This is a genomic window from Streptomyces cyslabdanicus (genome assembly GCF_052663305.1).
This window is the reverse complement of the sequence record NZ_JBQRUW010000034.1, coordinates 40,842-64,518: the sequence shown is the minus strand read 5'-3', so window position 1 is coordinate 64,518 and position 23,677 is coordinate 40,842. Positions and strand designations below refer to the sequence as shown.

General features: G+C 71.3%; 23 protein-coding genes. 7 read left to right on the top strand and 16 right to left on the bottom strand.

All coding sequences use genetic code 11. The annotated features are described in order from the left end of the window. Positions 1–18 precede the first annotated feature (18 nt). Positions 19–576: an acyl-CoA thioesterase gene (locus tag ACTYVM_RS20380; protein WP_445527277.1), complete on the bottom strand. Its 558-nt coding sequence runs from the start codon at positions 574–576 to the stop codon at positions 19–21. A 119-nt stretch (positions 577–695) separates the two neighbouring features. On the opposite strand from ACTYVM_RS20380, the gene ACTYVM_RS20375 reads away from it, so the two are divergent. Further along, a complete protein-coding gene (locus ACTYVM_RS20375) occupies positions 696–1,991 on the top strand; it encodes an LCP family protein (RefSeq protein ID WP_445527276.1) in 1,296 nt (431 codons plus the stop codon). A 111-nt stretch (positions 1,992–2,102) separates the two neighbouring features. Here ACTYVM_RS20375 and ACTYVM_RS20370 read toward each other — a convergent pair whose 3' ends face one another. Both ACTYVM_RS20370 and ACTYVM_RS20365 read right to left on the bottom strand, forming a co-directional pair. Beyond that, positions 2,103–2,465, bottom strand: a complete 363-nt coding sequence (locus ACTYVM_RS20370) for a four-helix bundle copper-binding protein (protein ID WP_445527275.1) — start codon at positions 2,463–2,465, stop codon at positions 2,103–2,105. Positions 2,466–2,988: 523 nt separating this feature from the next. Continuing rightward, positions 2,989–3,432, bottom strand: coding sequence for a hypothetical protein (locus ACTYVM_RS20365; RefSeq protein ID WP_445527274.1), 444 nt, complete (start codon positions 3,430–3,432; stop codon positions 2,989–2,991). A 162-nt stretch (positions 3,433–3,594) separates the two neighbouring features. Here ACTYVM_RS20365 and ACTYVM_RS20360 point away from each other — a divergent pair, with 162 nt between their 5' ends. Next, the gene (locus tag ACTYVM_RS20360; RefSeq protein ID WP_445527273.1) at positions 3,595–4,605 is read left to right on the top strand and encodes an ArsR/SmtB family transcription factor; all 1,011 of its coding nucleotides are present in this window, start codon (positions 3,595–3,597) and stop codon (positions 4,603–4,605) included. Between the two features lie 79 nt (positions 4,606–4,684). Here ACTYVM_RS20360 and ACTYVM_RS20355 read toward each other — a convergent pair whose 3' ends face one another. Next, a complete protein-coding gene (locus ACTYVM_RS20355) occupies positions 4,685–5,227 on the bottom strand; it encodes a carbonic anhydrase (protein ID WP_445527272.1) in 543 nt (180 codons plus the stop codon). Between the two features lie 327 nt (positions 5,228–5,554). After that, complete coding sequence (locus tag ACTYVM_RS20350; protein ID WP_445527271.1) at positions 5,555–6,727, bottom strand: acyl-CoA dehydrogenase; 1,173 nt, start codon at positions 6,725–6,727, stop codon at positions 5,555–5,557. A 172-nt stretch (positions 6,728–6,899) separates the two neighbouring features. Between ACTYVM_RS20350 and ACTYVM_RS20345 the strand changes: the two genes are divergently transcribed. Then, the gene (locus tag ACTYVM_RS20345) at positions 6,900–8,243 is read left to right on the top strand and encodes a UDP-glucose dehydrogenase family protein (RefSeq protein WP_445527270.1); all 1,344 of its coding nucleotides are present in this window, start codon (positions 6,900–6,902) and stop codon (positions 8,241–8,243) included. A gap of 119 nt (positions 8,244–8,362) precedes the next feature. On the opposite strand, the gene ACTYVM_RS20340 is transcribed toward ACTYVM_RS20345, so the two are convergent. Continuing rightward, positions 8,363–8,869 (bottom strand): CGNR zinc finger domain-containing protein, encoded by a 507-nt coding sequence (locus ACTYVM_RS20340; protein ID WP_445527269.1) that lies wholly within the window; start codon positions 8,867–8,869, stop codon positions 8,363–8,365. A 128-nt stretch (positions 8,870–8,997) separates the two neighbouring features. Between ACTYVM_RS20340 and ACTYVM_RS20335 the strand changes: the two genes are divergently transcribed. Then, on the top strand, positions 8,998–9,354 hold the full coding sequence (locus tag ACTYVM_RS20335; protein ID WP_445527268.1) for a VOC family protein: 357 nt from the start codon (positions 8,998–9,000) through the stop codon (positions 9,352–9,354). A gap of 78 nt (positions 9,355–9,432) precedes the next feature. Here the strand turns inward: ACTYVM_RS20335 and ACTYVM_RS20330 are convergent, their stop codons facing one another. Genes ACTYVM_RS20330 through ACTYVM_RS20320 form a run of 3 tightly spaced genes read right to left on the bottom strand, consistent with a single transcriptional unit; the run spans position 9,433 to position 12,280 of the window. Then, entirely contained in the window at positions 9,433–10,611 is a 1,179-nt protein-coding gene (locus ACTYVM_RS20330; RefSeq protein ID WP_445527267.1) for a dipeptidase, read from the bottom strand. A 5-nt stretch (positions 10,612–10,616) separates the two neighbouring features. Next, complete coding sequence (purE, locus tag ACTYVM_RS20325; protein WP_445527266.1) at positions 10,617–11,144, bottom strand: 5-(carboxyamino)imidazole ribonucleotide mutase; 528 nt, start codon at positions 11,142–11,144, stop codon at positions 10,617–10,619. Continuing rightward, positions 11,141–12,280 (bottom strand): 5-(carboxyamino)imidazole ribonucleotide synthase, encoded by a 1,140-nt coding sequence (locus ACTYVM_RS20320; protein WP_445527265.1) that lies wholly within the window; start codon positions 12,278–12,280, stop codon positions 11,141–11,143. The genes purE and ACTYVM_RS20320 overlap by 4 nt, the downstream gene beginning before the upstream one ends. A gap of 295 nt (positions 12,281–12,575) precedes the next feature. On the opposite strand from ACTYVM_RS20320, the gene ACTYVM_RS20315 reads away from it, so the two are divergent. Next, positions 12,576–13,121, top strand: a complete 546-nt coding sequence (locus ACTYVM_RS20315) for a GtrA family protein (RefSeq protein ID WP_445527301.1) — start codon at positions 12,576–12,578, stop codon at positions 13,119–13,121. 49 nt (positions 13,122–13,170) lie between these two features. Here ACTYVM_RS20315 and ACTYVM_RS20310 read toward each other — a convergent pair whose 3' ends face one another. Both ACTYVM_RS20310 and ACTYVM_RS20305 read right to left on the bottom strand, forming a co-directional pair. Next, positions 13,171–14,442: a sensor histidine kinase gene (locus ACTYVM_RS20310; RefSeq protein WP_445527264.1), complete on the bottom strand. Its 1,272-nt coding sequence runs from the start codon at positions 14,440–14,442 to the stop codon at positions 13,171–13,173. Positions 14,443–14,501: 59 nt separating this feature from the next. Then, positions 14,502–15,179 carry a response regulator transcription factor gene (locus tag ACTYVM_RS20305; protein ID WP_030653180.1) on the bottom strand — a complete coding sequence of 226 codons (678 nt, stop codon included), beginning with the start codon at positions 15,177–15,179 and terminating at the stop codon, positions 14,502–14,504. A 539-nt stretch (positions 15,180–15,718) separates the two neighbouring features. Between ACTYVM_RS20305 and ACTYVM_RS20300 the strand changes: the two genes are divergently transcribed. Next, entirely contained in the window at positions 15,719–17,215 is a 1,497-nt protein-coding gene (locus ACTYVM_RS20300) for an oligopeptide:H+ symporter (protein WP_445527263.1), read from the top strand. Between the two features lie 127 nt (positions 17,216–17,342). Here ACTYVM_RS20300 and ACTYVM_RS20295 read toward each other — a convergent pair whose 3' ends face one another. Both ACTYVM_RS20295 and ACTYVM_RS20290 read right to left on the bottom strand, forming a co-directional pair. Next, positions 17,343–17,891, bottom strand: coding sequence for an ATP-binding protein (locus ACTYVM_RS20295; RefSeq protein WP_445527262.1), 549 nt, complete (start codon positions 17,889–17,891; stop codon positions 17,343–17,345). A 277-nt stretch (positions 17,892–18,168) separates the two neighbouring features. Further along, complete coding sequence (locus tag ACTYVM_RS20290; RefSeq protein WP_445527261.1) at positions 18,169–18,549, bottom strand: STAS domain-containing protein; 381 nt, start codon at positions 18,547–18,549, stop codon at positions 18,169–18,171. A 249-nt stretch (positions 18,550–18,798) separates the two neighbouring features. Here ACTYVM_RS20290 and ACTYVM_RS20285 point away from each other — a divergent pair, with 249 nt between their 5' ends. After that, positions 18,799–19,722: an RNA polymerase sigma factor SigF gene (locus ACTYVM_RS20285; protein ID WP_400032733.1), complete on the top strand. Its 924-nt coding sequence runs from the start codon at positions 18,799–18,801 to the stop codon at positions 19,720–19,722. Positions 19,723–19,884: 162 nt separating this feature from the next. Here ACTYVM_RS20285 and hutI read toward each other — a convergent pair whose 3' ends face one another. From hutI to ACTYVM_RS20270, 3 genes are read right to left on the bottom strand one after another with little or no spacing between them, the layout of a single operon-like run. Then, positions 19,885–21,057: an imidazolonepropionase gene (hutI, locus tag ACTYVM_RS20280; protein WP_445527260.1), complete on the bottom strand. Its 1,173-nt coding sequence runs from the start codon at positions 21,055–21,057 to the stop codon at positions 19,885–19,887. A gap of 26 nt (positions 21,058–21,083) precedes the next feature. Further along, the gene (locus ACTYVM_RS20275; protein WP_445527259.1) at positions 21,084–22,472 is read right to left on the bottom strand and encodes a formimidoylglutamate deiminase; all 1,389 of its coding nucleotides are present in this window, start codon (positions 22,470–22,472) and stop codon (positions 21,084–21,086) included. After that, complete coding sequence (locus ACTYVM_RS20270) at positions 22,469–23,671, bottom strand: allantoate amidohydrolase (RefSeq protein ID WP_445527300.1); 1,203 nt, start codon at positions 23,669–23,671, stop codon at positions 22,469–22,471. Before ACTYVM_RS20270 ends, ACTYVM_RS20275 begins: the two co-directional genes overlap by 4 nt. Positions 23,672–23,677: the final 6 nt, after the last annotated feature.

Genomic DNA, 23,677 nt, shown 5'->3' with positions numbered 1-23,677 from the left:
GACGGTCGGGGGCCGGCGTCAGTCCTCGAAGCCCTCGGCCGCGCGCTTCTCGCGCAGTTCCCTGATGGCGCGGCGGCGGGCCAGGCGGTGGGTGCGGCGGATCTGGGCCTCCTGGTGGCGCCGCCGGTCCCGGTCGGTCTCGGGTATGACCGGCGGCACGGCGCGCGGCCTGCCGTCGGCGTCCACGGCGGTGAAGACCAGGTAGGCCGAGCCGACCTGGGTGGTCGGGGTGGACTCGTTCCAGCGTTCGGCGAGGACCCGCACGCCGACCTCCATGGAGGTCCGGCCGGTCCAGTTGACCTGGGCCTTGACGTGGACGAGATCGCCGACCCGGACCGGTTCGAGGAACGCCATCTCGTCCATGGACGCCGTGACGGCGGGCCCGCCGCTGTGCCGGCCGGCCACCGCGCCCGCCGCGTCGTCGACCAGTTTCATGATCACACCGCCGTGCACCGTCCCCAGCAGGTTGGTGTCGTTGTGGGTCATGATGTGGCTCAGGGTGGTCCTGGACGCCGAAGTCGGTTTGCCCGGAATGTCCGGAATATCAGATTCCGCGATGGAGGCCTGCTCTGTCATGACCCCTACCTTATGCCGAGGCCGCATCCGGGGAGTTTGTGTCAGCTTGGCAACAGCGGTGCCCTGATTTCCTGACGGCCCTTGTAAGGCACACACCGGTGCCCTGCACACTGGGGCGCATGACTGATTGGCCCGAGGGACGGTCCGGCGGCGACCGCGGACCCCGATACGGACGCGGCAGCGCCGGCGCGGCGCCGGAAGGGGCGCGTGTGATGCGCCAGGTACGGCGCGGCGCCCCGGGGGGCGGCGGGTACCCGCCGGGCGGCCCCGGTCCCTCGGCGCCGCCGTACGGCGTCCCGCAGCAACCGTCGTACACCGACGGCCGCGGATACGACGACCCGGGCGGCTACGACGGGTACGACAACGGCTACAGCTCCGGCCACGTCTACGGCGGACCGGGGGGACCGGGCGGCGGTGGCGCGCGCGCCCCCCGTCCCGCGCCGAACTGGGGCCGCCGCTTCAAGTGGTCCGTGATCACCCTGGTCACCCTGCTTGTGGTGACCTCGGTCGCGACCTACTTCTGGGCCGACTCCAAGCTCCGCCGCGAGGTCGACCTGTCCAAGGTCATCGACCGGCCGGAGACCGGCAAGGGCACGAACTACCTGATCGTCGGCTCCGACAGCCGCGAGGGCATGTCCGCGGAGCAGAAGAAGGAGCTGCACACCGGGTCCGCCGAGGGCAAGCGCACGGACTCGATGATGATCCTGCACGTCGGTGACAACGGCGACACGCTGATATCCCTGCCGCGCGACTCCAACGTCACGATCCCGCAGTTCCGCGGCTCGGAGTCCGGCAAGATCAAGGGCCCGCTCGGACAGAACAAGCTCAACGCGGCCTACGCCTTCGACGGCCCGACGCTGCTGGTGCGAACCATCGAGTACAACACCGGCCTGCACATAGACCACTACGTGGAGATCGGCTTCTCCGGCTTCGCGAACATCGTGGACGCGGTCGGGGGCGTGGAGATCACCATCGACAAGGGCTTCAAGGACAAGTACTCGGGCGCCGACTTCAAGGCGGGCAAGCAGAAGCTGGACGGCCCGCAGGCCCTGGCCTTCGTCCGCACCCGGCACGCCTTCGCCGCCTCCGACCTGGAGCGCACGAAGAACCAGCAGAAGTTCCTCGCCGCCCTGGCCCACGAGGTGGCGACCCCCTCGACCGTCCTGAACCCGTTCAAGCTCTACCCGACGATGGGCGCGGGCCTGGACTCCCTGATCGTCGACAAGGACATGAGCCTGTGGAACCTGGCCTCCATGTTCTGGGCGATGAAGAACGTCAACGGCGGCGACGGCACCTCCCTGAACATGCCGATCTCCGGCTCCGTCGGCGGCAACCTCGTCTGGGACAAGGCGAAGGTCAAGACGCTCGTCGACGAACTGAAGAACGACCAGAAGGTCACGGTCACGGGCAACTGACCCGGACCCCGTACCCCGTACCCCGTACCCCGTACCCCGTACCCCGTACCCCGGAGAGTCCCGCGGTGCCGGCCGGCACCGCGGGACTCTCGCCGTCCGGCCGGACTCAGGTCACGCCCTGGCGCCCGACATGGCGCGGCACATCTGCGCACAGCGGCGACACGCCTCCGCGCAGCGCTTCATCATCTTGTCCTCGGGCATGGACATACACGCCTCGGCGCACATGTCACACGCCTTGGCGCACATCGCGCACATCTCCGCCGCCATGGGCGAGCGGCGCATCATCATGTCCGCGCACATGCGGGTCATCTCGGAGCAGTCCATGAGCGCGCGCATGATCTGCATCTGTACCTGGCCGCCCATCTGCAGGCAGCCGCTCATGGCCTCCTCGCAGATGGTGTGGCACGACATGCACGCCTGGACGCAGTCCTGCATCTCCTTGCTCATGGGGGTCATGGTTCCGGGCTGGGTCATGGCTCCTCCTGGAAGGCGAAGGGGCCCGGGGCGGCCCCGTTCCCTTCTGTCGTACGCCCGCCCGCCGCCCGGCGCCATCCCGCACAGAACCGGACCGTGCCACGCCCGTTCGGCTTACCGCCGACGCCGCCGCGGCGCGGGTGACGGCGACGATCTTCGGCCTCCGCGCGGCCACGAGACGGCCGGACGGCTGCCGGAGAAATCGGCGTGCACCGGTCGGGAAGGCGATCCGGCCGCTGGACGGGGCCGCCGCGGATCCGCCCCGAGTGCGACACGCGGCCGCGCGACCGGGCGATGCGCGCGGCTCGGCCGTCACGGGTCCGCGAAAGGCCGGACATGGCGTCAGGCCTGCGCCGGGCCACGCTGATTGACACAGCTCGGCCCGAACGCATGTCTTCCGCGCGCCGCGTGCCGTCCACCGCCCGGTCCGAACCCCACGTCGCCGCCGTGGTGCGGCGACGCCGGGCACGGCGGGCCAGGCCGTCGCAGACTGCCTGGCCCGCCGTGTGTCACGTCGCTCCTGTCACCACCAGGGAGTGGAGTTGGAGGCGGTGCACACGGCCGTCTGGCTCGTGACGAAACAGGCCCGGAAGGCGCGGTTCGAGCTCGAGCTCGTGGGGTAGCCCGCGGTGTAGTTGCGGTCGGAGACGGGGTACCAGCTGGCCCCGTCCTGCTTGCGGTCGCCGTTGGTGTCGACCTCGAAGCGGATGTAGTCCCCGCTCTTGTAGCCGGTGATGCGGCCCCAGCCGTACTGCGCACCGCCGCAGGTGCCGTAACGGACCTCGACCGTACGGTTGCTGATGTTGGACGACCGCGCGGTGCCCGTATTGGTGCAGCTGTTCGGGTCCCCCCACCACGGGGTGGCGGCACCCGCCGGCCCCGCGGCCAGAACGCTCGTGGCCACCACCGCGGCCCCCATCGCCGCCGCCGTCACCAGTTTCCGGCCCCTCACGTGACGCAGTGTCATGTCTGTCCTCCGCTCTGTCTCCGGGGAACCGCCCCCGTTTGCGGTCACAGCTTCGCCGGTCGCCGGCGCCACGCACCACGCCCTTCGGATCTGACCTAAAAAGGCACGTCACGAGCGGTTTGCGCCGTGCGAAACTGACCGGGACCGTAAGGGGGATACGGGGTGCGTGTGCTGAGAGTGCATTTCACCAGCGAGGATCTGAACCGGGTCCGGTTCGCCGAGAGACCCGATCCGATGTGGGAGACCGTGCTCAGCGTCCATCTGCTGGGCAACGCCCACGGCCGGGCCGTCTTCGACCCGTGGCGGACACGCGTACGCGCCAGGTTGGGCCGGACGCCGGCGTGGCCGATGAGGCTGCTGCGCCATCTCGCGCCCCCGGTGGGCGACTTCCCCGACTTCCTGACCCCGCCGCAGGCGTCCCAGGGGATGGAGGCGGGGATCGACGCGATGCTGTCCACGCCGCGCCGCCGATTACGCCGGGAGCTTCAGGTCCTGCCCACCGCGCCGTCGTGGTCGCGTCCGCTGGCCGACGGGTCCCTGGAGACGCTGGCCGCGCTCGGGCAGGCACTGCGCACCTACCACCGCTCCGCGATCGCGCCCTACTGGCCGCGGGTCCAGGCACTCGTCGACGCCGAGCGGGCCAAGCGGGCGCGCTCCGTCCTCGACCGCGGCGGCGAGGGACTCCTGTCCTGCCTGGGGCCGACCATGCGGTGGCGGCCGCCGGTGCTGGAGGTGGACTACCCCGTCGAGCACGACATCCGGCTGGCCGGGCGCGGCCTGGTGCTGGTGCCCTCGGTGTTCTGCTGGCGGCTGCCGGTCACGCTCATCGACCCCTCCCTGCCGCCCGTGCTGGTCTACCCGCTCTCCCGTGGGCCGGGCTGGTGGGCCGCCCCCGGCCACACCAGGCGCCGGAACCTCGGGAACCTGCTCGGGCCCACGCGGGCCGCCTGTCTGCACGCGATCGAGGACGGCTGCACCACCGGGGAGCTGGCCCGGCGTCTCGGTGTCGCCCCGCCGACGGCCAGCGAACACGCCACCGTGCTGCGGGAGGCGGGCCTGTCCACCTCCACCCGCACGGGCAGCGCCGTACTCCACACCCTCACCCCGCTGGGCGCGGCGCTGCTGCACGCCAACCCCGGTCAGCGCGGTGGGGCACGGCGCAGCCGGGCATAAGCTCGGAGAGCAGCGGTGCCAGGCCTGAACCGTCGGCGTTCACGCGGACGAGAGCGTCGCGTCAAGGAAGGTTCCTTGTTCAGCCGGGCTGCACGACGGTGGTCATCCTCCCGGTCCCCAGGTCGTAGGCGTAGCCACCGATCTTGATGTTGCCGATGCTCGGCGCGAGCACGGGTGCCGAGCGCAACGTGGCGATGTCCTTCTGAACCGTCTCGGACGGCTCCAGGACGGCCATCTCCAGGGAGGTCCGTTCGTCCCAGCCGCCGCGGGCGGCGAAGCCGGCGCGCAGATCGTCGTCGGCGAGCAGTGACGAGCCGCAGTCGGTGTGGTGGACGAGGGCGATCTCGAACCAGTCCGCGTCGGGGGTCCTGTTCTCGTGCAGGTGCACGATCCAGGCGAGGTCCATGATGACCGCCGGCGTCACACGACCGCCGACGTTACGTGCGACGATCGCCTCTCCGAGCCGGACGCCCAGCACAGCCGCTGGCTCCACCCGCGGATCGATGCAGATGATCAGGTACAGCTGCTTGAAGGGTACGAACGGGACCTCAGGGACGTCGGCCTGGGCACCGGAGGCCGCGAAAGCCCGGTTGTACTCCAGGTACGGGGCGAAGTTCGACATGGCTGTTCCTCCAGGAGGCAGTGGCAGCCCGGGACTGCGAGACCGGCACCGCGTGCGCGCCGCCGGTCTCCGCGATGCGCGAGCCGGCCCGTTCGGCCATGAACCGCAGGCAGGCGAGCAAGCCCCCCCTCGTCCCACCATCACCCACGAGGGGATCACTCGCCAGGCGGGCTCGCCCGGCACGGGAGAGCTTCCCGGGTTCGACGGCCCCACGCGAACGGCCCCCGGTGCGCGCCGAAGGCACCGGGGGCCGCAGGGCCCGGACGGACGGGAAGCCCCGGAGGACCCGCCGGGCCCTCAAACAGCTTTTGACCTGCAAAAACCCTGCTAGGGAAGGTTCCTTGCCATCACGATCCGCTGGACCTGGTTCGTGCCCTCGTAAATCTGCGTGATCTTGGCGTCGCGCATCATGCGCTCGACCGGGTAGTCGCGGGTGTACCCGTAGCCGCCGAGGAGCTGGACGGCGTCCGTGGTGACCTCCATGGCGACGTCCGAGGCGAAGCACTTGGCGGCGGCGCCCTGGAAGGTGAGGTTCTCGTCCCTGCCTCCGGCGGCGACACGCTCGGACGTGGCGGCGGCCGCGTAGGTGAGGTTGCGGGCGGCCTCGACCTTCATGGCCATGTCGGCCAGCATGAACTGGATGCCCTGGAAGTCCGCGATGGGCTTGCCGAACTGCTTGCGCTCCTTGACGTAGCCCTTGGCATAGTCCAGGGCGCCCTGGGCGATGCCGAGGGCCTGGGCCGCGATGGTGATGCGGGTGTGGTCCAGCGTCTTCATGGCCGTGGCGAAGCCGGTGCCCTCGGCGCCGATCATGCGGTCGGCGGGGATGCGGACGTTGTCCAGGTAGACCTCGCGGGTCGGGGAGCCCTTGATGCCGAGCTTCTTCTCCGGGGCGCCGAAGGAGACCCCGGGATCCGACTTCTCGACGACGAACGCCGAGATGCCCTTGCTGCGCTTGTCGGGGTCGGTGACGGCCATCACGGTGTAGAAGTCGGACACGCCCGCGTTGGTGATCCAGCGCTTGACGCCGTTGAGGACGTACGTGTCGCCCTCGCGGACCGCCTTGGTCTTCATGCCGGCCGCGTCGGAACCGGCGTCCGGCTCGGACAGGCAGTACGAGAACATCGCGTTGCCCCTGGCGAGCGGGGCCAGGTACCTCTTCTTCAGCTCCTCGGAGCCGGAGAGCATCACCGGCAGCGAGCCCAGCTTGTTCACGGCCGGGATGAGGGAGGAGGACGCGCACACGCGGGCCACCTCCTCGATCACGACGACCGTGGCGAGGGCGTCCGCGCCCGCGCCGCCGTACTCCTCGGGCACGTGCACGGCGTGCAGGTCGTTGGCGACCAGCGCCTCCAGGGCCTCCTGGGGGAAACGGGCCTCCTCGTCCACCGCGGCGGCGTACGGCGCGATCTTCGCCTCGGCCAGCGAGCGGACGGCGTCGCGGAGCATGTCGTGCTCCTCGGACGGGCGGTACAGGTCGAAGTCAGCCGATCCGGCCAAGGTCTCTCACGCTCCAACGCTAATTACCGTTAAGTAACCCGAATTTTAGGCGCCCGCCCACGCGCGGGATACGTGAGCTTGGCGACAGCTGGGACATTGCCCGGCGAAGGCCCCGCGCATGCCCCCGATATGCTCGGGCACCGCATCACCGTCGTCTCTCCTGGAGCCCCCCATGAGCCTCAAGATCACCGTGATCGGCACCGGCTATCTCGGCGCCACGCACGCCGCAGCCATGGCCGAACTCGGGTTCGAGGTGCTGGGTCTGGACGTCGTCCCCGAGAAGATCGAGACGCTTCGGCGGGGCGAGGTCCCGATGTACGAGCCCGGCCTGGAGGAGCTGCTGCGCCAGCACGTGGCCGGGATCGACGGCTCGACCGGGCGGCTGCGCTTCACGACGGACTACGCCGAGGCCGCCGCGTTCGGCGACGTCCACTTCGTGTGCGTGAACACTCCGCAGAAGCACGGCGAGTACGCCTGCGACATGAGCTACGTCGACTCCGCCGTCACCTCGCTCGCCCCGCACCTGACCGGTCCCGCGCTCGTCGTCGGCAAGTCGACCGTGCCCGTGGGGTCCGCCGACCGCCTGGCCCGTACGATCGCCGAACTCGCACCCGCGGGCACGGACGTGGAGCTGGCCTGGAACCCGGAGTTCCTGCGCGAGGGCTTCGCCGTGCAGGACACGCTGCACCCGGACCGGATCGTGGTCGGCGTGCGCAGCGAGCGGGCGGAGAAGCTGCTGCGCGAGGTGTACGCCACGCCGGTCGCCGAGGGCTCCCCGTTCGTGGTCACCGACTTCCCCACCGCGGAACTGGTGAAGACCTCCGCGAACTCCTTCCTGGCCACGAAGATCTCCTTCATCAACGCGATGGCCGAGGTGTGCGAGGCCGCCGGCGGCGACGTGGCCAAGCTGGCCGAGGCCATCGGACACGACGACCGGATCGGCAGGAAGTTCCTGCGGGCCGGGATCGGCTTCGGCGGCGGCTGCCTGCCCAAGGACATCCGGGCCTTCATGGCGCGCGCCGGCGAGCTGGGCGCGGACCAGGCGCTGACCTTCCTGCGCGAGATCGACTCGATCAACATGCGTCAGCGCGGGCAGATGGTGGAGCTGGCCCGGCAGGCGCTGGGCGGCGGCCCGTTCCTCGGCAGGCGGGTCGCGGTGCTCGGCGCCACCTTCAAGCCGGACTCGGACGACGTACGGGACTCCCCCGCGCTCAACGTCGCCGGTCAGATACACCTCCAGGGCGGCCAGGTGACGGTCTACGACCCCAAGGGCATGGAGAACGCCCGGCGGGTGTTCCCCACCCTCGGGTACGCCGGCTCCGCGCTGGAGGCCGTGCGGGGCGCGGACATCGTCCTGCACCTGACGGAGTGGCGGGAGTTCCGCGAGCTGGACCCGGCCGCGCTGGGCGAGGTCGCGGCCGCCCGGGTGGTCCTCGACGGGCGCAACGCGCTGGACCCGGAGCTGTGGCGGCGGGCCGGATGGACGTACCGGGCGATGGGACGCCCGACCGCGTAGGCCCCCGCGCGCCGGCAGACGGGCGACGCCGGTTCGGCCGAGGCTCAGTCGGCCGAACCGGCGTCTGTCCGCATTGTGCACCACCGGGGCCGGGTGTGAACGGCGAAACTCCCCGTGGATCAGGTCTGCTTCGCCCGGTAGCGGCGCATCTTCGCGCGCGCTCCGCACACCCGCATCGAGCACCAGCGGCCGCGGCCGCCCGGGCTGCGGTCGTAGAACGCCCAGTGGCAGGTGGCCGCCTCACAGGCCTTCAGCCGGGTCCAGGTGCCCGCGACGAGGGCCTCGGCGACGGCGGCCGCGACCCGCGAGAGCAGGGGGCCGTCGTCGGCGGGCGCGAGCCTGGCGGACCCGTTCCGGGCGTCGACGGTCACCAGCAGCGGCGCCCCCGCCAGCAGCTCACCCAGCGGGGTCACCGTCCGGTGCGGCGGGTGGCCGGCGTGGGCCAGCAGCACCGCCCGCAGCGACTCGCGCAGCTCGCGCGCCTGCGGCAGTTCCGCCTCGGGGACACCCAGGCGCTCCCGGCCTTCCGCCGTGTCGAGCGAGTCGGCGCCCGTCTCAATGTCCAGCGTGTTCACCAGGGCCTCGACCAGCGCCAGGCTCCCGGGCGCGGACGATCTCTCACTCATGTCAGCGACGGTACCTCCTGAATACGGTTGCGCCGTTACCCGCTATGGGGAAGCATGCGGTAACGGTTACCTGTTGTCCCTCTCTACGGGTAACACCGGGTGACCTCGTCTTCGACTGGGAGGAAGTCATGGCTCTCGCCAAGCTGGGTGTCGTCGTCCTGGACTGCCCCGACCCGCGCGCCCTCGCCGGGTTCTACGCCGAGGTGCTCGGCGGGACCGTGGAGGGCGAGGGCGACTGGGTGGACCTGAAGGTGCCGGGCGGGTCGGCGCTGGCGTTCCAGCGGGCGCCGGGGCACGTGCCGCCGACGTGGCCGGCCGCGGACGCCTCGCAGCAGTTCCACCTGGACCTGGTGGTGGAGGACCTGGACACGGCGGAGCAGGGGGTGCTGGCGCTCGGGGCGAAGCCCCTGGCCGAGCAGCGCGGCAGCAACTTCCGGGTCTACGCCGACCCCGCCGGGCACCCGTTCTGCCTGTGCGCCTGCTGAGGGACGTCCGCCGGTCGCCGGATACGCCGGACGGCAGGAGACACACGTACGCGGTCTCCTGCCGTCCGGTGGCGGAACTCAGCCGTCCAGTTCGTCGATCGTCGCGTTGGACGGTGCCCGGGTGGCCTGTGCGTCACGGGCGACGTCCTCCGCGGCGCCCAGGACGCGGACCGCGTTCTGCCAGGTGAGCTTGGCCAGGTCCGTCCTGGACCAGCCGCGGTCCAGGAGTTCCGCGATCAGGTTCGGGTAGCCGGAGACGTCGTTCAGGCCGTCGGGGGTGAAGGCCGTGCCGTCGTAGTCGCCGCCGATGCCCAGGTGGTCGATGCCGGCGACCTCGCGCATGTGGTCGAGGTGGTCGGCCACCGTCGCGACCGTGGCGACCGGGCACGGGTTGGCCTCCTCGAAGGCGCGGTGGACCTTCATCGCCTCGGCGGTGGTGTCGAGGTGGTGGAAGCCGTGCGCGCGCATGTTCTCGTCGGCCGCGGCCGTCCAGTCCACGGCCGCCTGGAGCACGAACTTCGGCACGAACGTCACCATCGCGATCCCGCCGTTGGCGGGCAGCCGCTCCAGCACGTCGTCCGGGATGTTGCGGGGGTGGTCGCAAACGGCCCGGGAGGAGGAGTGGGAGAAGATCACCGGGGCCGTCGACGTGTCCAGCGCGTCCCGCATGGTCGTCGCGGCCACGTGGGAGAGGTCGACCAGCATGCCGAGCCGGTTCATCTCGCGGACCACCTCGCGGCCGAAGGCCGACAGGCCGCCCACGCCCGGTTCGTCCGTCGCCGAGTCCGCCCACGCCACGTTGTAGTTGTGGGTGAGGGTCAGGTAGCGCACGCCCAGCGTGTACAACCCGCGCAGGGTGCCCAGGGAGTTCGCGATGGAGTGGCCGCCCTCGGCGCCCATGAGGGAGGCGATCCGGCCCTCCGCGCGGGCCGCCTCCATGTCGTCGGCGGTCAGGGCGGGGGCCAGGTCGGCCGGGTGGCGGTCCAGCAGCTGCCGTACGCAGTCGATCTGCTCCAGCGTCGCCGGCACCGCGTCCGGCAGGTCCGCGCGGACGTAGACCGACCAGAACTGGGCGCCGACGCCGCCCTCGCGCAGGCGGGGCAGGTCGGTGTGCAGGTGGGCGTTCTGGGGGGCGGCGATGTCGCGGGCGTCGAGGTCGTAGCGGACCTGCTCGCGCAGCGCCCAGGGGAGGTCGTTGTGGCCGTCGACGACGGGGAACTCGCGCAGCAGGGACCGGGCTTCGTTCAGCGAGGACATCGGCGTCACTTCCCCGTGCCGAAGCCGAAGCCGCCGGAGTTCTCGACCTTGGCGCGCAGCCGCTTGCCCTTCTCGGTGGCCTGGTCGTTCAGCTCCTGCTGGAACTCCCGCATCCGAGTGAGCAGATCCTCGTCGTGCGCGGCGAGGATCCGGGCGGCGAGCAGACCCGCGTTGCGGGCGCCGCCGACCGACACCGTCGCCACCGGGACCCCGGCCGGCATCTGCACGATCGACAGCAGCGAGTCCATGCCGTCCAGGTACTTCAGCGGGACGGGCACGCCGATCACCGGCAGCGGGGTGACGGAGGCGAGCATGCCGGGCAGGTGGGCGGCGCCGCCCGCGCCCGCGATGATCGCCTTCAGTCCGCGGTCCGCCGCCCGTTCGCCGTACGCGATCATCTCGCGCGGCATGCGGTGCGCGGAGACGACGTCGACCTCGTAGGAGATCTCGAACTCGTCGAGCGCCTCGGCGGCGGCCTCCATGACGGGCCAGTCGGAGTCCGACCCCATGACGATGCCAACAACAGGGCTCATTCGGTGATGGTGCCTCTCAGGTAGCCGGCTGCGTGACGGGCGCGTTCCAGCACGTCGTCCAGGGCGTCGCCGTAGGTGTTGACGTGGCCGACCTTGCGGCCGGGCTTCACGTCCTTGCCGTACATGTGGATCTTGAGCTGCGGGTCGCGGGCCATGCAGTGCAGGTACGCGGAGTACATGTCGGGGTAGTCGCCGCCGAGGACGTTCACCATGACCGTCCACTTCGCGCGCGGGCGCGGGTCGCCCAGCGGCAGGTCGAGGACCGCGCGGACGTGGTTGGCGAACTGGGAGGTGATCGCGCCGTCCATCGACCAGTGGCCGGAGTTGTGCGGACGCATCGCCAGCTCGTTGACGAGGATGCGACCGTCGCGGGTCTGGAACAGCTCGACGGCGAGGTGGCCGACGACGCCCAGCTCCTTGGCGATGGTCAGCGCGAGCTGCTCGGCCCGGAGCGCCAGCTCCTCGTCCAGGTCGGGGGCCGGGGCTATCACGGTGTCGCAGACGCCGTTCACCTGCTGGGACTCCACCACCGGGTAGGCCACGGCCTGGCCGTGCGGGGAGCGTACGACGTTGGCGGCCAGCTCCCGGACGAAGTCGACCTTCTCCTCGGCGAGGACGGGCACGCCGGCGCGGAAGGGCTCGGCGGCCTCCTCGGCGGAGTCGACCACCCACACGCCCTTGCCGTCGTAGCCACCGCGGACCGTCTTCAGCACCACGGGGAAGCCCTCCCCCTCGGCGGCGAAGGCGGCGACATCGGCCGGATCGGCCACGATCCGGTGCCGCGGGCACGGCACGCCGATCGCGTCGAGCTTGGCACGCATCACACCCTTGTCCTGGGCGTGCACGAGCGCGTCGGGGCCGGGGCGCACGGGGATGCCGTCCGCCTCCAGGGCCCGCAGGTGCTCGGTGGGGACGTGCTCGTGATCGAAGGTGATCACGTCGCAGCCGCGCGCGAACGCGCGCAGCGTGTCCAGGTCGCGGTAGTCGCCGATGACGACGTCGCTCACCACCTGCGCCGCGGAGTCCTGGGGAGTGTCACTGAGAAGCTTGAACCTGATGCCCAACGGGATGCCCGCCTCGTGTGTCATACGAGCGAGCTGGCCACCGCCGACCATGCCGACTACCGGGAACGTCACGCTCCTAGGGTATCGGCCGCCGCGGCGCGCCCCGCTGCCGCGCCCGCCGCGCCCGTACCGGCTCCGGCCGCGCTCACCGCGCGGGGATCGTCACCCGCCGCACTGACGTACGCCCCGACCGCACCGGCGTCCCCGCCGGCGTTCTTACCAGTCGCTTCGACGGCTCTTTCCCGCCTTTTCCCGGACTCTTTCCGACCTGTTCCCCAGGGGATGCCGCATGCACAAGCGCGGGCGTGGAGGGCTGGTTAGCATGGGCGGGTTGACCGAACCGACCAAGACGGGGGCCTGCACGACCATGGAACACGGTTCCTCGGGGCTTCGACCGGCGCCCCCGGCGTCCCGGGGCGCGTTGCGCAGGCGCGTGGACCGGCTGTGGCGCGAGGTCGCCAAGTTCGGCGCGGTGGGCGGAGCGGCGCTGCTGGTCAACCTGTTCGTGTTCAACCTGATGCGGCACGTGACCGGACTTCAGGTGGTGCGGGCCAGTGTCATCGCGACCGTCGTCGCGATCGTCTTCAACTACATCGGCTTCCGCTACTTCACGTACCGGGACCGCGACAAGGGCGGGCGCACCCGGGAACTGACGCTGTTCCTGCTGTTCAGCGCGGTAGGCCTGGTCATCGAGAACGGCGTGCTGTACCTGGCGACGTACGGCTTCGGCTGGGACAGCCCGCTGCAGAGCAACGTCTTCAAGTTCCTCGGCATCGGCGTCGCCACCCTGTTCCGCTTCTGGTCGTACCGCACCTGGGTCTTCCGTACCCTGCCGGCCCGGGAGACCGTGGCGGGCGCGGAGTCCTTCCTCCAGACCCAGTCGAAGAAGCCCCGGCGCGAGGCCGTCCGCTAGGACATGCCCGGGTAGGACATGCCCGGGCGCTGCGAGGGCAGGCCGCGGCTCAGCGCACCATCGGGTGGTCCTCCGACTGCCTCTTCAGCGGCGGGGTGCGGGACAGGAACAGGCCGAAGACGGGCGGCTGGGCCTGGAGCAGTTCCAGACGGCCGCCGTCGGCCTCGGCGAGGTCGCGGGCGACGGCGAGCCCGATGCCCGTGGAGTTGCGGCCGCTGATGGTGCGCTCGAAGATCCGGGCGCCCAGGTCGGCGGGGACGCCGGAGCCCTCGTCGGTGACCTCCACCACGGCCTGGTTGCCGGTCACGCGGGTGCGCAGCGCCACCGTGCCGCCGCCGTGCATGAGGGAGTTCTCGATCAGCGCGGCCAGCACCTGCGCGACGGCGCCCGGCGTGCCCACGGCCTGGAGGTGCCGCTTGCCGGAGCTGACGATCGCCCGGCCGGCGCTGCGGTAGGCGGGGCGCCACTCGGCGATCTGCTGCTGGAGGACCTCGTCGAGGTCGAAGGAGACGGCGGAGCCGGTACGCGGGTCGCGGGAGTTGGTCAGCAGGCGGTCCACCACGTCGGTCAGCCGCTCGACCTGGGTGAGGGCGACGTTGGCCTCCTCCTTCACCGTGTCCGGGTCGTCGGTGAGGGTGATCTCCTCCAGGCGCATGGACAGCGCGGTCAGCGGCGTACGCAGCTGGTGGGAGGCGTCGGCGGCGAGCCGCCGCTCGGCGGTCAGCATCCGGGCGATGCGCTCGGCCGACCCGTCGAGCACGTCCGCGACGCGGTCGAGTTCCGGGACGCCGTAGCGCTTGTGGCGGGGGCGCGGGTCGCCGGATCCGAGCCGTTCGGCGGTCTCGGCCAGGTCGGTCAACGGGGAGGCGAGCCGGTTGGCCTGGCGAACGGCGAGCAGCACCGCGGCGACCACCGCGAGCAGCGCCACCAGGCCGATGATCAGCAGCGTGCGGCCGACCTCACGGGTCACCGAGGAGCGGGGCACCTCCACCCGGACGGTCTCGCCCTGCTCTCCCCTGGCCGTGGAGTGGATCACCTCGCCGGACGGTTTGGCGCCGACGTGGATGGGGCGCTGCCCGGGGATGCCGATCACGGCGTACTGGCCGTCGGCCACCTGGTTGCGCAGGATCTCCGCGTTGACCGTCGCCTCGCCGAGCAGCCTGCTGTCGACGATGCTGGCCAGCCGCAGCGCCTCGGAGTCGACCCACTCCTGGGCGCTGCTGCTGATGGTCCGGGTCTCGACGATCACCAGGGACAGGCCGAAGACGGCGATCACGACGAGCACCACGGCGAGCGTGGACTGGATCAGTCGGCGGCGCATGTCCTCCTACCTGACGAAAGCGCGAGGGGCGTAGCTGACGAGAGCGCGGGCGGGCCGGCTCAGCTCTTCTCGAACCGGAAGCCCACGCCGCGCACGGTCGCGATGTACCGGGGGTTCGCCGCGTCGTCGCCGAGCTTCTTGCGCAGCCAGGAGATGTGCATGTCGAGGGTCTTGGTGGACGACCACCAGGTGGTGTCCCAGACCTCGCGCATCAGCTGGTCGCGGGTGACGACCCGGCCGGCGTCCCGCACGAGCACCCGGAGCAGGTCGAACTCCTTGGCGGTGAGCTGGAGTTCCTCGTCGCCCATCCAGGCGCGGTGGGACTCGACGTCGATGCGCACGCCGTGCGTGGCGGGCGGCTGCTGCGGCTCCGCGGCGCCGCGCCGCAGCAGGGCCCGGACGCGGGCGAGCAGTTCGGCGAGCCGGAAGGGCTTGGTGACGTAGTCGTCGGCGCCCGCGTCGAGGCCGACGACGGTGTCCACCTCGTCGGCGCGCGCGGTCAGGATCAGGATGGGCACCGTGTGGCCGTCGGCGCGCAGCCGGCGGGCGACCTCCAGGCCGTCCATGCCGGGCAGCCCGAGGTCCAGCACGACCAGGTCGACACCGCCCTGCATTCCGGCGTCGAGCGCGGCGGGTCCGTCCTCACGCACCTCGACCTCGTAACCTTCCCGGCGCAGAGCGCGGGCCAGCGGCTCCGAGATGGACGCGTCGTCCTCGGCGAGCAGTACACGGGTCATGAGCCGATGGTAGTCCGACCGTGCCGCCCGCCGGGGTGGTGCTGCGGTGTGATCGACACGCGCGGCTCTTACCTTGCGGCCGGTCGGGCGCCGCGCGAGCGGTCGCGTGGCACACACCGGTCGACCCAGGATGTGATCGTTTGAGATTTCGGTAATAGACCTTCGAAAAGGGGGCAGGGGTTCCCCGACGGCCTGTGATCCATCTCTCAAGTCCTTCCATATCCGGCAGTGTCCTGCCGTATGGTGGATTGAAACGTCTGATGCACACAGGGGACCTTTGGCGATCGTCTTGACGCTGAAGGTCTCTTTTGTGATCGGGTCGGCCCCGGCCGGCCCTGGAAGAATGACCTGGGGCCGGGCCTCGTACGCGCGTCGACGCGAGCGGAGGTGTGGATCCCGGTGGCCGTAGTCCGCCGCTTCGCGACCCGGAGCGGACTCCCCCCGGGCGTGGGGTGGACCTCGGGCCTGCCGGTGCCGGCCAACCCCCACCGGGCGCGTACCCGCCGAGAGCGGCGCGTCCCGACCAGCAAGGAACGACCATGGCGTCCAGCCTGACGAAGGACTCGGTCCATCCGGGCACCCCCGGTTCCGAGAAGACCTTCTTCGGCCACCCCCGCGGCCTGGCCACCCTCTTCATGACCGAGATGTGGGAGCGGTTCTCCTACTACGGCATGAGGGCACTGCTCCCGCTGTACCTTGTGGCGCCTTCCGGCCTGCACATGAACGCGGCCACCGCGACCGCGATCTACTCGGTCTACCTGTCGCTCGTGTACCTGCTCGCCATGCCGGGCGGCTGGGTCGCGGACCGGATCCTGGGCCCCCGCAGGACGGTCGCCGTCGCGGGCACGATCATCATGCTGGGCCACCTCATGCTGGCCCTGCCGAGCACCGGCACGTTCTTCGCGGGCCTCGGTCTGGTCGCGATCGGCTCCGGTCTGCTGAAGGCCAACATCTCCACCATGGTCGGTCACCTCTACGACGGCCCGGACGACCCGCGCCGCGACGGTGGCTTCACGGTCTTCTACATCGGCATCAACCTGGGCGCCTTCGCCGCGCCGCTGGCCATCGGCACCATCGGCGAGAGCGTGAACTGGCACCTGGGCTTCGCGCTCGCCGCGGTCGGCATGGCGCTGGGTCTGGCCCAGTTCCTGCTCGGCACCCGTCACCTGAGCTCCCGCTCGGACATCGTCCCGACCCCGCTGTCGGCGGCGGAGAAGAAGTCCACCCTGATGAAGGCCGCCCTGTGGGCGGGCGTCGCGGTCGTCTTCTACGCGATCGTGGGCTTCTCCGGCCTCTACACGCTGAACTGGCTGCTGGTCCCGATCACGCTGGCCGGTCTGATCATCCCCGTGGTGGTCATCGCCCGTATCAAGCGGGACAAGGAACTCGACCGCGCCGAGCAGTCGAAGATGACCGCGTACATCTGGTTCTTCGTCGCCGCGGCCGTGTTCTGGATGATCTACGACCAGGGCGGTTCGACGGTCTCGCTGTTCGCCGACTCCTCGGCGAAGAACACGATCTTCGGCTGGAACTTCCCGGTCTCCTGGTACCAGTCGGTCAACCCGGTGCTGATCATGGCGCTGGCCCCCGTCTTCGCCTGGGCGTGGCTGGCACTGGCGCGGCGCGGCAAGGAGCCGAGCACCGCGGTGAAGTTCGCGATGGGCCTGGTGCTGATCGGCGCTTCCTTCTTCCTCTTCCTCGCCCCGCTGGGAATCGCCGAGGGCGGTCACAAGGCGGCCGCGATGTGGCTGGTGGCGATCTACTTCGTCCAGACCGTCGGTGAGCTGACTCTCTCCCCCGTGGGCCTGTCGGTGACGACGAAGATGGCGCCCGTGAAGTACGCCTCCCAGATGATGGGCGTCTGGTTCCTGGCCGTCACCGCCGGCGACGCCACGACCGGCCTGCTCTCCATCGCCGGTGTCAACCTGAACAAGGCCGGCATCGTGGTCCTGGAGGCCGCCCTCGCCGTGATCGCCGGTGTGGCGGTGTGGATGTACCGCAAGAAGGTCAAGGAACTCATGGGCGACGTGCACTGAGACCTGGCCGGCAAACAAGAAGGGCCACCGCATCCGAGGATGCGGTGGCCCTTCTTGTTTGCCGTGGTGCCGGTGGAGGCCGACGCCGGCCCGGGCGTGAGGGTGTCCGTGGGCGGCCCGGACGGATTCAGGCCGGTGCCCCCAGCTCGGCCCACACTCTCTTGCCGCTGACACCGGGGGCGCGGACGACGCCCCAGTCCAGGCACAGCCGCTGGACGATGAACATGCCGTGGCCGCCGGGGCGGCCGGCGCGGTGCGGAGTGCGCGGGGCGGGCTGGCCGGTGCCGCGGTCGGAGACCTCGATGCGGATCACCTTGCTGTCGCAGGTGATCTCCAACTGGTCGGGGCCCTCGGCGTGCAGGCAGGCGTTGGTGACCAGTTCGGAGACGACGAGGAGCACGTCCTCGGCAGCGGCCCGCTGGTCGGCGGTCGCGGCGGGCAGCCAGCCCCACGCGTACAGCGCCTGGCGGGTGAAGTCGCGGGCGAGCGGCACGACGCCGCTCTCGCCGTCGAAGCTCAGCCTGCGGGTCTGGCGACTCCCGGACGGGGCCGCCGGCACGGCCGTCGCACCCCCTGGGGGTACCGCGCCCGCCGGCGCGTCCCCCTCGGACGCCCCGGAAGCGCCGCTGGGCTCCGGGCCGCGGTCGCCCGGCGAGTAAGACCGGGTGGTGCTCATCAGCGCTTCACCTCACCGATTCACCAGTTCACGATTCAAAAGTCACCCGTCACTTCACACGTACACGTTCGGTACGTCTCACACGTACACGTTCGATACGTCCGTACACACGCCGAAATCCCGGCCGCCGGCTCCCGCGAGGGCGGCCGATCCACTCAGGATGTCTCCTGCCCGGCCGATCGAGGGGAACACCCCCGTTTTCGGCCCGCCGTGCGTGCGCCCGGCATACGCCGGGCGCGGAACACGGAAGGGGCACGTCAGCGCGGCCGAGGCCGGCTCAGCCGCCGGCCTCGTCGGCCAGGGCGTGGGCCAGGGAGTCGTGCACGGTGAAGACCGCGTCCGCCCCCGTGATCTCGAACACGCGGGCCACCACCGGCAGCATCCCGGCCAGATGCACACCCCCTCCGGCCGCCTCCGCCTTCAGCCGTGCGCCCAGCAGGACGTTCAGCCCCGTGGAGTCGCAGAACTCCAGACGTGAGCAGTCCACCACCAGGCGCGAGTGTCCCTTGTCGAGGCACTCCTCGAGCGGTTCGCGCAGTAGGTCGGCCGTGTGGTGATCGAGCTCACCCGCCGGCGTCACGACGGCGCTTGCCCCCTCCTGCCGCACCTCCACCAGAAGCCGGCCCGACTGTGCGTTGCCGACCGTCCCGCGGTCCATGTGGTCTCTCTCCCGGGTTCTTGGCTGCTGATTGACGCCCTCGAACACTACGCCCTCCCTTATCTCTTCGGCACCCGAACAAGCACACACAACCGGACATAGCCCCACATAAGGAACTTGCGGCGGTGTTGGGAAAGCGGGTAGGGCTAGTAGGGACCCGCACCCAACACGGCCGGCTTTGGAGGCGCCGCACACCGCAGTGCACATATTGGCTTCGGCAGCCATATGCCGAGAACGATGGAGGACATCATGTCACCCCGGCTCGACGCATCGCATACCCAGATGGCGACGTCGACACCCCCCGCGGAGCACCTGGATCCCCTCGAGTTCCCCGACGTACGCGCCGAGCGGGCCGATCAGGCCGACGCACTGGCCGGACTCCCGGACATCCCCCCGTACGACGAAGTGGCCCCCGACGACGCGCGGGCCCTGTCCAAGGCCCTCTTCGAGCGGCTGGAGTCCCTCGAGGAAGGCACCCACGCCTACTCCTACGTCCGCAACACGCTCGTCGAACTCAACCTCGCGCTCGTCAAGTTCGCCGCCTCCCGCTTCCGCTCCCGCAGCGAGCCGATGGAGGACATCATCCAGGTCGGCACCATCGGCCTGATCAAGGCGATCGACCGGTTCGAACTGTCCCGGGGCGTGGAGTTCCCGACGTTCGCGATGCCCACCATCATCGGTGAGATCAAGCGCTTCTTCCGTGACACCTCGTGGTCCGTGCGGGTCCCGCGCCGGCTCCAGGAACTGCGCCTCGACCTCGCCAAGGCCGGTGACGAACTGGCCCAGCGGCTCGACCGCGCCCCGACGGTCGCGGAACTCGCCGAGCACCTCGGTCTGTCCAACGACGAGGTGGTGGAAGGCATGGCCGCCTCGAACGCCTACACCGCGTCGTCGCTGGACGCCCAGCCCGAGGAGGACGACTCCGAGGGCGCCCTCGCGGACCGCATCGGCTACGAGGACCACGGGCTCGAAGGCATCGAGTACGTCGAGGCGTTGAAGCCGCTGATCGCCCAACTGCCCTCCCGGGACCGGAAGATCCTGTCCCTGCGGTTCGTCGCCAACATGACCCAGTCGGAGATCGGCGAGGAACTCGGCATCTCGCAGATGCACGTCTCCCGGCTGCTCTCGCGCACGCTCGGACAACTGCGCAGGGGCCTGACCCTCGAGGAGTGAGCGCCTGACGGCGTGACGGGGTGAAGGGGCGTGACGGGGTGAGACGGGGTGAAGGGGTGAAGGGGGACGTTTCCGTCCGGTGCCTCGGTGGTGCCGGGCGGACCGCGCCCCCGCCTCTCCCCCGTCCTGCCGGCCGGTGCCTCCGGAATCCGGCCTTGCCGGTCAGACCTCGCGTACGCCGCGCCGCCAGACCTGGGTGACCAGCGGGACGCCCGGCCGGTAGGCCAGGTGGACGTGGCTGGGCGCGTCCAGGACGGCGAGGTCGGCACGGGCGCCCGGGGACAGCCGGCCGACGTCGCCGCGGCGCAGGGCCCTCGCACCGCCCGCCGTCGCCGCCCAGACCGCCTCGTCCGGCGTCATGCCCATGTCCCGTACGGCGAGCGCGACGCAGAAGGGCACCGACGAGGTGAACGACGAGCCCGGGTTGCAGTCGGTGGACAGGGCGACCGTGACACCCGCGTCGAGGAGGCGACGGGCGTCGGGCCACTGGGCGCGGGTGGAGAACTCGGCTCCGGGCAGCAGCGTGGCGACCGTGTTGCCGTTCGCCAGCGCGTCCACGTCCGCGTCGGTCAGGTGGGTGCAGTGGTCGGCGCTGGCCGCGTCAAGCTCGACGGCGAGCTGGACGCCCGGGCCGTAGGTGAGCTGGTTGGCGTGGACCCGCGGATGCAGGCCCCTGGCCCGGCCCGCGGTGAGGATCGCCCGGGCCTGGTCGCCGTCGAAGGCCCCTTGCTCGCAGAAGACGTCGATCCAGCGGGCGTGCGGGGCGCAGGCGTCCAGCATCTCCCCGGTGACCAGGGCGACGTACGCCGCCGGGTCCTCGGCGTAGTCCGGGGAGACGATGTGGGCGCCGAGGTAGGTGACCTCGTCGGTGTGCGCGGCGGCGATGCGCAGGGCGCGGGCCTCGTCGGCGACGGTGAGGCCGTAGCCGGACTTGGTCTCAAAGGTGGTCGTGCCCTGGCGCAGGGCCTCGGCCAGGTAGTGGGTCAGGGTGGCCTCCAGCTCCGCGTCGGTGGCGGCGCGGGTGGCGGCGACCGTGGTGCGGATGCCGCCCGCGCTGTAGGCCCGGCCGGACATGCGGGCGTTGAACTCCTCGGTGCGGTCGCCCGCGAAGACCAGGTGGGAGTGGGAGTCGACGAAGCCGGGGATCACCGCCCGGCCGCCGGCGTCGATCCGGTTGTCAGTGGCGGGTGCTTTGCTGGATTCACCGGTCCACGCGACGCGGTCGCCGTCGATGACGACGGCCGCGTCCCGGACCAGGCCGAGGGGGGATCCGTCACCGAGGGAGGGGTCGTTGGTGACCAGCGTGGCGATGTTGGTGATGGCGGTGCTGCTCATGGCGTCCTCAGGGGTGACGGGGGGATTCAGCCGCGCAGTGCCTCGACGGCGCCTGCCAGCGCCGACGGCACGTCCGGTACGAGGGTGTGGGCACCGTCCCGCACGATGTGCCGGCCGGCCACGACCGTATGGCGTACGTCCGCTGCGGTCGCCGCGAATACGGCCGTCTCGGCGCCGAGCCTGGGCAGCGTCCCCGCTGTCCTGACCGAGTCCAGCGCGATCGTCGTGAAGTCGGCGAGGGCGCCCGGGGTGAGGCTGCCGGCGTCGGACCAGCCGAGGGCGGCGTGCCCGTCGGCGGTGGCGGCCCGCAGCAGGGCGGCGGCCGTCCAGTGGCCGCGGGCGCGGGTGCGCAGCCGCTCGTTCAGCTCCATCGCGCGGGCCTCTTCGAGCAGGTCGACGACGGCGTGGCTGTCGGAGCCGAGGGAGAGCGGGGAGCCTGCGCGCTGAAGGGCGACGGCGGGTCCGATGCCGTCGGCCAGGTCCCGCTCGGTGGTCGGGCACATGCAGGTGCCGGTGCCGGATCCGCCGAGCAGGGCGATGTCATCGTCGGTCAGGTGGGTGTTGTGCACGCCGGTCGTGCGCGGGCCGAGGACGCCGTGGTCGGCCAGCAGCCGGGCCGGGGTGCACCCGTGGGCGGCCTGGCAGGCGTCGTTCTCGGCGGTCTGCTCCGACAGGTGCACATGGAGCGGGGCCCGCCGCTCCTGGGCCCACCGCGCCACCGTCGTCAGTTCCCGCGCGGGCACGGCCCGTACGGAGTGCACGGCGGCACCGATCCGCGCGTGATCCCGTTCCTTGAGAACTGAACAGCGTTCGGCCCAGGCCTCGGCCGTCCCGTCGGAAAAGCGGAGCTGATGGGTGTCGGGCGGCTGACCGAACCCGGAGGACAGGTAGCAGGTGTCGAGGAGGGTGATGCGGATCCCGGCTTCGGCGGCGGCCTCGATCAGGGCCTCGCCCATCGCGTTCGGGTCGGCGTAGCGGGTGCCTCCCGCGGCGTGGTGGACGTAGTGGAACTCGCCGACCGCCGTGATGCCGGCCAGCGCCATCTCGGCGTACACCGCTCGGGCCAGCGCGTGGTACGTCTCGGGGGTGAGCCGGTCGGCGGTGGCGTACATGACCTCGCGCCAGGTCCAGAACGTCCCCGATCCGACCTGGACGGTGCCGCGCAGGGCGCGGTGGAAGGCGTGGCTGTGCGCGTTGGCGAGTCCCGGGACCGTGAGGCCCCGCAGCACCTCGGCGCCCGGCGGCGGAACGGGCACGCCGGTGCGGACGGCCGCGACGCGGCCGCCGCGCACGTCGAGCGCCACGCCCGGCTCGACGGGGGTCCCCCCTGCTCGAGCGCCGTCGAGGGCTTCGGGGAGGGTGCCGAGCCAGGCCTGTTCCAGCCAGTACGTCCGCGTCTGCTCGGTGGTGGTCACGTGCAGGCCAGCCCTTCCAGTACGTCGGCGAGCGCGCGCACCCCGGCCACGCAGTCGTCCTCGGCCGCGAACTCGGCCGGGGAGTGCGAGACACCGGTGGGGTTGCGCACGAACAGCATGGCGGTCGGGACGCTCCCGGACAGGATCCCGGCGTCGTGTCCGGCACCCGTGCCGAGGACCGGCACCTTCAGGTCGGTGTCCTGGCCCAGGACGCGGGCGAGTTCGTCGCGCAGCGCGTGGTCGAACTCGACGACGGGCGTGAAGGACTCGCGCACCACGTCCAGGTCGACACCGTGCGCGGCGGCGTACTCGCGGGCCGCCTTCTCGACGCCGGTGACCACGGTGTCCAGGCTCGCCTGGTCGGCGGCGCGGGAGTCGAGCCAGCCGCGCACCAGGGACGGGATGGCGTTGACGCCGTTCGGCTCGACGGCGATCTTGCCGAAGGTGGCGACGGCACCGGCGAGCGCGGCCTCGCGCCGGGCGGCGAGCACGGTCTCGGCGTACGGCAGCATCGGGTCGCGCCGGTCGACGAGCCGGGTCGTGCCCGCGTGGTTGGCCTCGCCGCGGAAGTCGAACCGCCACCGCCCGTGCGGCCAGATGGCGCTGGCCACACCGACCGCGTCGCCGGTCAGGTCGAGGGCGCGTCCCTGCTCGACGTGCAGTTCGACGAAGGCGCCGATGCGCGCGAGCCGCTCCGGGTCGGGACCGATGGCGTCGGGGTCGTACCCGGCGGCCTCCATGGCCCTGGGCAGCGTGACCCCGTCGGCGTCGGTGAGCCGGTGCGCCTGCTCGACGGTGAGCTGCCCTGCGGTCAGCCGTGAGCCGGTGCAGGCAAGACCGAACCGGGCACCCTCCTCGTCACCGAAGTTGACGAGCGCCAGCGGCTTGGTGAACCGCGCGTTCCTGCCGCGCAGTTCGTCGAGGGCGGCGAAGGAGGACACGACACCCAGGGGTCCGTCGAAGGCCCCGCCGTCGGGCACGGAGTCGAGGTGCGACCCGGCAACCACGGCGTCCCCGGCCGCGGGATTCCCGAGCCAGGCCCACTGGTTGCCGTTGCGGTCGACCTCGTAGGCCAGCCCTCGGTCCTCGGCCTGCTGCCGGAACCAGGCCCGGCAGTCGGCGTCGGCCGCGGTCCAGGCGAATCGCCGGTAACCGCCGGACTCGGGGTGGCGCCCGACGGGGAGCAGTTCCCGCCACATCGTGTG

What these genes read in the sequence shown, in the direction of transcription:
- ACTYVM_RS20380 (WP_445527277.1), bottom strand. Translation starts at nt 576, where the DNA reads ATGACAGAGCAGGCCTCCATCGCGGAATCTGATATTCCGGACATTCCG.
- ACTYVM_RS20375 (WP_445527276.1), top strand. Translation starts at nt 696, where the DNA reads ATGACTGATTGGCCCGAGGGACGGTCCGGCGGCGACCGCGGACCCCGA.
- ACTYVM_RS20370 (WP_445527275.1), bottom strand. Translation starts at nt 2,465, where the DNA reads ATGACCCAGCCCGGAACCATGACCCCCATGAGCAAGGAGATGCAGGAC.
- ACTYVM_RS20365 (WP_445527274.1), bottom strand. Translation starts at nt 3,432, where the DNA reads ATGACACTGCGTCACGTGAGGGGCCGGAAACTGGTGACGGCGGCGGCG.
- ACTYVM_RS20355 (WP_445527272.1), bottom strand. Translation starts at nt 5,227, where the DNA reads ATGTCGAACTTCGCCCCGTACCTGGAGTACAACCGGGCTTTCGCGGCC.
- ACTYVM_RS20345 (WP_445527270.1), top strand. Translation starts at nt 6,900, where the DNA reads ATGAGCCTCAAGATCACCGTGATCGGCACCGGCTATCTCGGCGCCACG.
- ACTYVM_RS20340 (WP_445527269.1), bottom strand. Translation starts at nt 8,869, where the DNA reads ATGAGTGAGAGATCGTCCGCGCCCGGGAGCCTGGCGCTGGTCGAGGCC.
- ACTYVM_RS20335 (WP_445527268.1), top strand. Translation starts at nt 8,998, where the DNA reads ATGGCTCTCGCCAAGCTGGGTGTCGTCGTCCTGGACTGCCCCGACCCG.
- ACTYVM_RS20330 (WP_445527267.1), bottom strand. Translation starts at nt 10,611, where the DNA reads ATGTCCTCGCTGAACGAAGCCCGGTCCCTGCTGCGCGAGTTCCCCGTC.
- purE (WP_445527266.1), bottom strand. Translation starts at nt 11,144, where the DNA reads ATGAGCCCTGTTGTTGGCATCGTCATGGGGTCGGACTCCGACTGGCCC.
- ACTYVM_RS20315 (WP_445527301.1), top strand. Translation starts at nt 12,576, where the DNA reads ATGGAACACGGTTCCTCGGGGCTTCGACCGGCGCCCCCGGCGTCCCGG.
- ACTYVM_RS20310 (WP_445527264.1), bottom strand. Translation starts at nt 14,442, where the DNA reads ATGCGCCGCCGACTGATCCAGTCCACGCTCGCCGTGGTGCTCGTCGTG.
- ACTYVM_RS20305 (WP_030653180.1), bottom strand. Translation starts at nt 15,179, where the DNA reads ATGACCCGTGTACTGCTCGCCGAGGACGACGCGTCCATCTCGGAGCCG.
- ACTYVM_RS20300 (WP_445527263.1), top strand. Translation starts at nt 15,719, where the DNA reads ATGGCGTCCAGCCTGACGAAGGACTCGGTCCATCCGGGCACCCCCGGT.
- ACTYVM_RS20295 (WP_445527262.1), bottom strand. Translation starts at nt 17,891, where the DNA reads ATGAGCACCACCCGGTCTTACTCGCCGGGCGACCGCGGCCCGGAGCCC.
- ACTYVM_RS20290 (WP_445527261.1), bottom strand. Translation starts at nt 18,549, where the DNA reads ATGGACCGCGGGACGGTCGGCAACGCACAGTCGGGCCGGCTTCTGGTG.
- ACTYVM_RS20285 (WP_400032733.1), top strand. Translation starts at nt 18,799, where the DNA reads ATGTCACCCCGGCTCGACGCATCGCATACCCAGATGGCGACGTCGACA.
- hutI (WP_445527260.1), bottom strand. Translation starts at nt 21,057, where the DNA reads ATGAGCAGCACCGCCATCACCAACATCGCCACGCTGGTCACCAACGAC.
- ACTYVM_RS20270 (WP_445527300.1), bottom strand. Translation starts at nt 23,671, where the DNA reads ATGTGGCGGGAACTGCTCCCCGTCGGGCGCCACCCCGAGTCCGGCGGT.